The 5,897-nt window shown below is 73.7% G+C and carries 6 protein-coding genes; 1 reads left to right on the top strand and 5 read right to left on the bottom strand.

Features of this window, described 5'->3' with window-relative positions:
- The 5 genes from GKQ77_RS26040 to fabG form a co-directional block, all read right to left on the bottom strand.
- Positions 1-352 (bottom strand): FAD-dependent oxidoreductase (locus GKQ77_RS26040; RefSeq protein ID WP_219691375.1); only part of this gene is annotated, 352 nt, incomplete at its 3' end.
- Between the two features lie 14 nt (positions 353-366).
- Positions 367-1,137: an SDR family oxidoreductase gene (locus GKQ77_RS26035; protein WP_219691374.1), complete on the bottom strand. Its 771-nt coding sequence runs from the start codon at positions 1,135-1,137 to the stop codon at positions 367-369.
- Positions 1,130-3,418: an AMP-binding protein gene (locus tag GKQ77_RS26030; protein WP_219691373.1), complete on the bottom strand. Its 2,289-nt coding sequence runs from the start codon at positions 3,416-3,418 to the stop codon at positions 1,130-1,132. Before GKQ77_RS26030 ends, GKQ77_RS26035 begins: the two co-directional genes overlap by 8 nt.
- A complete protein-coding gene (locus tag GKQ77_RS26025; protein ID WP_219691372.1) occupies positions 3,411-4,358 on the bottom strand; it encodes an aromatase/cyclase in 948 nt (315 codons plus the stop codon). Before GKQ77_RS26025 ends, GKQ77_RS26030 begins: the two co-directional genes overlap by 8 nt.
- Before the next feature lie 80 nt (positions 4,359-4,438).
- Entirely contained in the window at positions 4,439-5,263 is an 825-nt protein-coding gene (fabG, locus tag GKQ77_RS26020) for a 3-oxoacyl-ACP reductase FabG (RefSeq protein WP_219691371.1), read from the bottom strand.
- A 166-nt stretch (positions 5,264-5,429) separates the two neighbouring features.
- On the opposite strand from fabG, the gene GKQ77_RS26015 reads away from it, so the two are divergent.
- Positions 5,430-5,873 carry a nuclear transport factor 2 family protein gene (locus tag GKQ77_RS26015; RefSeq protein ID WP_219691370.1) on the top strand — a complete coding sequence of 148 codons (444 nt, stop codon included), beginning with the start codon at positions 5,430-5,432 and terminating at the stop codon, positions 5,871-5,873.
- Positions 5,874-5,897 lie beyond the last annotated feature (24 nt).

Here is a 5,897-nt window from a genome sequence, read left to right as displayed (position 1 = left end):
GGTGGTCGTAGGGGGCGGGCAGGGCGCCGTAGTCGATGTCGAGCAGCACCCGCTCCCGCTCGACGAGCCGGAAGCGGGAGTGCCGGTGGCAGCCCCGCGCCCGCGCCCCGGCGAGCACCCCGAGCCGGTCGAGCAGTGCCATGGCGCCGGGCTGCACGATCTCGCCCCGGAACTCCCGCTGGTGGGCGCGGGCCCGCTCCACCACGGCGACCCGCACGCCGGACTTCAGCAGCAGCAGGGCGAGTACGAGCCCGGCGGGCCCCGCCCCGACGACGCACACGTCCGTGTCGACGGCGACGGAGTCCCGGACGCCCGCTTCGGCGGCCGCGTTCTCTCCGGCGTCGGCGCCCATTCCGCTCACTCCGCTCAGCCCCTCAGTCCCAGACCGCCGTCGGCGGTGATCACCTGGCCGTGGATCCAGCCGGCCTCGTCCGTGCACAGCAGCGCCACGACGTCGGCCACGTCCTCGGGGCGCGTGAGGCGCCCGGCCGGGGTGCGGGCCGCGAGCGCGGCGACCACCTCCGGCTGGGGGGTCACAGCCCCCTCGGCTCCCTTATCGATCTTCGCCGTGGAGACCGCGTTGACGGCGATGCCCCGCCCGGCAAGCTCGACCGCCAGATAGCGCACCAGGCTCTCCAGGGCGGCCTTCGCCAGGCCCTGGCCCACATACATGGGTACGGCGGCGCGCGCGCCGCTGCTGGAGACCGCGACGACGCGGCCCGCGCCGCCCGCCATCAGCTCCGCGAGGGCGGGCGCCCCGTGCAGCAGCGGATCAAGGGCGAGCGCGAGGTCGGCGGCGACGCCCGCCCGGTCGGCGCCCACGGCGGGCGAGGGATGGAACGTGGCCGCGTTGTGCACGAACACGTCCAGGCGCCCGAAGCGCTCCTTGACCTCCGCGAAGAGCCGGTCGAGGGCGGCCGGTTCGCGTACGTCCGCCCGGATGGCCAGCGCGTCACCGCCCGCCGCCGTCAGCTCCGCCACGGCCTGCTCGGCCTCGGGCCCCGGCCGGGAGTGGTTGACGACGACCCGGCAGCCCTCGGCGCACAGCTTGCGGGCGATGGCGAGGCCCACGCCCCGGGTGCCCCCGGTGACCAGGGCCGTCCGCCCGGCCAGACCGAGCCGGCCCGGGTCAGTCACGGCCGCCGCCCAGGGCCGCGCGGGTACCGGCGACGGGCGTGGCCACGACGGTCGTCACGTCGGCGAGTGCACGGACGGCCGCGTAGGCGGCGCCGGAACGGGCGGCCTCCAGCGCCTCCTCGCCGCTCCAGCGGGTCAGGGCGCTGTAGCCGCCGGGGCGGGCGGCCACCGAGCGGGCGAGGTCGGTGTGGCGGAACCCGGGCGCGGTGCGGGCCTCCTCGGCGTAGGCGCGGTAGGCGCGCTCCAGCTCCGCCGGGTCGCCGGTCGCGGTCAGGTACTCGACCACGAGCACGGAGCCGTCGTCCGCGTCCGGGCCGTCGCCGTCGCCGTCGCCGTCGAGGCGCAGTACGGCGAGGGAGGGGTCGGCGTCCACGGTGACCAGCTCGTGGAAGGCTTTCGCGTGTGCCTGGAACGTGTCGCTGGAGAGCACCTGCTTGAACTGCTCGCCGGTCTGCCACCAGCCGAAGTTGACGTACACCTCGGGCTGGTCGGCGCGGCGCACGGCCTGGTGCGCGACGAAGCCGGGCTGCTGCCGCATCCACTGGACGTGGTCGAGGAAGCGGCGCTCGAACTCCTCGGCCCGTGCCGGGTCCTTGAGGGTGAAGGTGTTGACGACGGTGAACTGCGGTGCGCTCATGGCGGTTTCCTTCGGCGGAGTGGTCGGGGAGGGGTCGGCGGGGTGCTGGGCATGGCCTGTCACGCCGCTTTGTGCACGCAACGCGAGCAGCCGCTCCCGCAGCTCACGGCGCTGGATCTTGCCGTTGCCGGAGCGGGGGATGGCGGCGACCGGTTCGGCGTGCTGGAGCTGCTGGTAGTAGGGGAGTTGACCGTTGACCTCGGAGACGACTTCGGCCAGTGCGGTACGGAGGTCACCGTCTTCCCCCGCACCCGTCAGGACGACGAGGGCGCCGGCCACCGCGCCGCTGAACTCGTGCGGCAGGTCGACGACGACGGAGTCGGCGACCCGGGGGTGCCGGTTGAGGACCTGCTCCACCTCCGAGGGGGCGACGAGGAAGTTGTCGCACTTGAAGACGTCCTTGAGCCGGTCGACGAGGAAGAGCCGCCCGTCGTCCGCGATCCGCCCGACATCGCCGGTGGAGAGCCAGCCGTCGGGCTCCAGGCCGGTCCCGTCGGGGCCGCCGAGGTAGCCCTTCATCAACTGGGGCCCGCGCAGCTGCACCTCGCCCACCTCGCCGGTGGCCAGGACCGCGCGGCTCGCCACGTCCACCACCCGGCACTCGGTGCCGGGCAGCGGCCGGCCGACCGAGCCGTGGACCGGGTGGTCGGGGTCGTCGCTGTGGGTCAGCGGGGAGGTCTCCGCGAGCCCGTAGCCCTGGAGCACGGGGATGCCGAAGTGCTCGGTGAGGGCGCGGGCGGCGGGGGCGGGCAGCGCGGAGCCACCGGAGGCGATGCGCCGGACCGTCTCCAGGGTGAGCGCGCGGAGGTCCGGGTGCGCGGCGAGACGGATCAGCCGTACGGGGAGGCTGTAGAGGTGCGTGGCCCGGTGCGCGTTGGCGGCGGCGACGGCCTCGGCCGGGTCACCGGCCGGGCAGAGCACCTGCGTGGCGCCTGCTGCGACCGCCGAGTTGAGGTGCATCGGGTGGTAGGTCGGCAGATGGTTGAGGCAGACCGAGGAGGCGTCCACGCGGTGGGCGGCCGCGATCTGGGTGGCGTTATGCGTGAGGTTGCGATGGGTGAGCCGAACGGCCTTGGGCCGCCCGGTGGTACCACTGGTGAACTGCACGCAGACGACGGCGTCCGGATCGGCAGCGGGCGGCTCCCCATCGGGAGCGCCCTCGCCCTCGGCGATCAGCTCCGCGAGCCCCATGTGCCCCGAGCCGTCGAACGCGCCCGGTGCCGTGCGCTCCGGCGTTCCACCCCTGCCCATCAGCACCACGCGCCGCAGCCCCGGCAACCGGTGCTGGACCGGCTTCAGGCGTTCGTACAGGGGCCCGTCCACGAAGGCCACCTCGGCGGCGCCGAGCGTGAGCACGTGCAGCAGGTCCTCCTCCCGCAGCAGCGGGTTGACCACGGCGGTGACCAGGCCCGCGCGCGCCGCCGCGTAGTAGGCGACGGCGAAGTCCGGGTGCAGGACCGACGCCACGGCGACCGTCGCGCCCGGCGCGAGCCGCAGCGCGCGCAGGCCGTGGGCCGCCGCGGTGACGCGAGCGTCCAGCGTGCCGAAGTCCAGGTGCTCGCCGGTGCCGGAGAGGGCCACGGCGGTGCGCCGAGGGTGGGCGCTCGCGGCGCGGGAGAGCAGTCCGTCCAGCGTGTCAGCCACGGCGGCCCTCCGCGTACGCCCGGGCGTGCCGCAGCGTGGTGGTGCTGTTGGTGCTCAGCGCCTTGTGGAGGTAGGCGCGGGCGTCGGCGACCGTACGGCCCTCGCCCAGGACGCGCTCGACGGCGTCGGCGCGGACGGTGACGGTGTGCCGGGAGGTCACGTACACGCCGCCGTCGGTCTCGGCGATGGTCCAGGCACCGGTGTGCGCGGTCATCAGGGCGGGTACCGTCGTCTGCTTGTAGACGATGCGGTCCTTGCCGAAGACCACCCGGACCGACTCGGTGGTGTGCGTCGAACCGTCGGCGGCACGCGTGTCCATCGCCATCACCTGGATGCCGGGAACGTCCTCGCGCAGGTCCAGGCGGGCCACGTGCGGCAGCCGCTCGGGCCACAGATCCGCGCGGTTGAGGAAGTCGAAGACGTCGGCCCCGGCGGCCTCGATCCGCACGGTGTCCTCGAAGGCGAACACCAGATCGTCCAGCTCGGCGCCCAGCTCGGCGAGTTCCTTGACGGCCGCCAGCTCCTTGGCGCTGTTGCGCTCCACCGCCTCGGTGATCCACCGCTCGCCCGCCGGGTCGTCGTCCACGGCGCTGAAGTCGTGGTGCAGCTCCAGCGTGCAGTGGCCCTCGTCCACGGGCGTGACGGCCCAGCGCCCGCCCATGACGGCGACCGGCGGCTGCGAGACCTCCTGCCGGAAGGTGACCGTCAGCTTCTGCGCGTCGAGTTCGCGGCGCGAGGTCCACGCCTTGACCTCGCCGTTGGCGGTGGCCCAGATGCGGATGCGCTCGCTGCCCGGCTCCCGCTCCACGTGCTCGACGTGGACGTTGGGCGCGAAGTACTGCGGCCACCGGGTGACGTCGGCGACGATCCCGTACACCGCCGCGGCCGGGGCGGCGACGTCGATGGTGTGCAGGGTGTGGTGCTTTCCGGTCACGGACACGTGCGTTTCCCCTTGTTCAGGTTGCTCTGGTCGGCTCTGGACGCTCAGGTCGCTCTGGCTTCTCGCGGGTCTTGCCGTACTCAGAAGTTGCCGAGGCCACCGCAGACGTTGAGGGCCTGCGAGGTCAGGGACGCGGCGGTGTCCGTGGTCAAGTAGCCGACCAGACCGGCTACTTCCTCCGGCGTGGAGTACCGGCCGAGCGGGATCTTGGCGGTGAACTTCGCCATCACCGCCTCCTCGGTCGTGTCGTACGCCGCCGCGTACCCCTCCCGCACCCGCGCGGCCATCGGCGTCTCGACATAGCCGGGGCAGACCGCGTTGACGGTGATGCCGGTCGGCGCCAGCTCGTTGCCGAGGGCCTTGGTGAAGCCGACGACACCGTGCTTGGAGGCCGAGTAGGGGGCGCCGAGGACGACGCCCTGCTTGCCCGCCGTGGAGGCGATGTTGATGACGCGGCCCCAGCCACGCTCCCGCAGGCCGCCCTCGCGCAGCACCTCGCGCGTCACCAGGAACACGCTGTTGAGGTTGGTGTTGATGACGTCGAACCACAGCTCGTCGGTGACATCGGCGGTCACCCCGCCGCCGCTGCGGCCCGCGTTGTTCACCAGGACGTCGATACGGCCGTACGCGGCGACGGCGGCGGCCACCAGATCGCGCACCGACCCCGGGTCACGGACGTCCGCGGCCGTGCCGGCCACCTCAAGGCCCTCCTCGCGCAGCTCCTTGACGGTGAGGCCGACCTTCTCCTCGTCGCGGGCGCAGATGAAGACGTTCAGGCCCTTGGCGGCCAGATCGCGCGCGACGGCCAGACCGATCCCGCTGGTGGCCCCGGTGACCAGGGCGACCCGCTGCTCCGGCCCCTCCTGGGGGTGCGACTGCCCTGCGTGCTGCTCGGCGTGCGCCATGTCCTGCTCTCCTCACGGGTGACGTAATGGCGCTCACGCTCGCCCCCCGGCCTCGAACCGGTATCGAGCCGTGGTGGACGCCGGGGGTCCACCGCTGCCCGAGGCCGGTTCGAGCCCGCGGGGCGAAGCTCGTATCCGTATTCCGAGAACAGGGGAGGAACCCGCCATGTCCGTGGCCGAGCAGGCGACGCGCACCGGTGCCGCCGAGACCTACCACCAGGTGCAGCAGTTCTACGCGCAGCAGATGCAGCTCCTCGACAGCGGCAGGGTGCGCGAGTGGGCCGAGACGTTCACCGAGGGCGGCGTGTTCGCCGCCAACGCCCACCCCGAGCCCGCCGCGGGCCGCGCCGCGATCACCGCCGCCGCCCAGCAGGCCACCGACGCGTACGCGGCCCAGGGCATCCAGCGCCGCCACTGGCTCGGCATGGTCGCCGTGGAGGAGCGCGAGGCGGGCACGGTGTCCGCCCGCTGCTACGCGCTGGTCATCGAGACCCCGCGCGGCGGCCAGGCCGTCATCAAGGCCAGCACGCTCTGCGAGGACCTGCTGGTCCGCGAGGGCGACGCCCTGCTGGTCCGCGACCGCCGCGTCACCCGCGACGACCTGATCTGACGCGGCGGTCGCGGACCAGCAGGG

This window comes from Streptomyces anatolicus (assembly GCF_019400875.1).
GTDB classification, from domain to species: domain Bacteria; phylum Actinomycetota; class Actinomycetes; order Streptomycetales; family Streptomycetaceae; genus Streptomyces; species Streptomyces anatolicus.
This window is presented reverse-complemented; position numbering and strand designations above follow the sequence as displayed.

Excerpts from the sequence above, each read along its gene's own strand:
- fabG (WP_219691371.1), bottom strand. The coding sequence starts at position 5,263 with ATGGCGCACGCCGAGCAGCACGCAGGGCAGTCGCACCCCCAGGAGGGG.
- GKQ77_RS26015 (WP_219691370.1), top strand. The coding sequence starts at position 5,430 with ATGTCCGTGGCCGAGCAGGCGACGCGCACCGGTGCCGCCGAGACCTAC.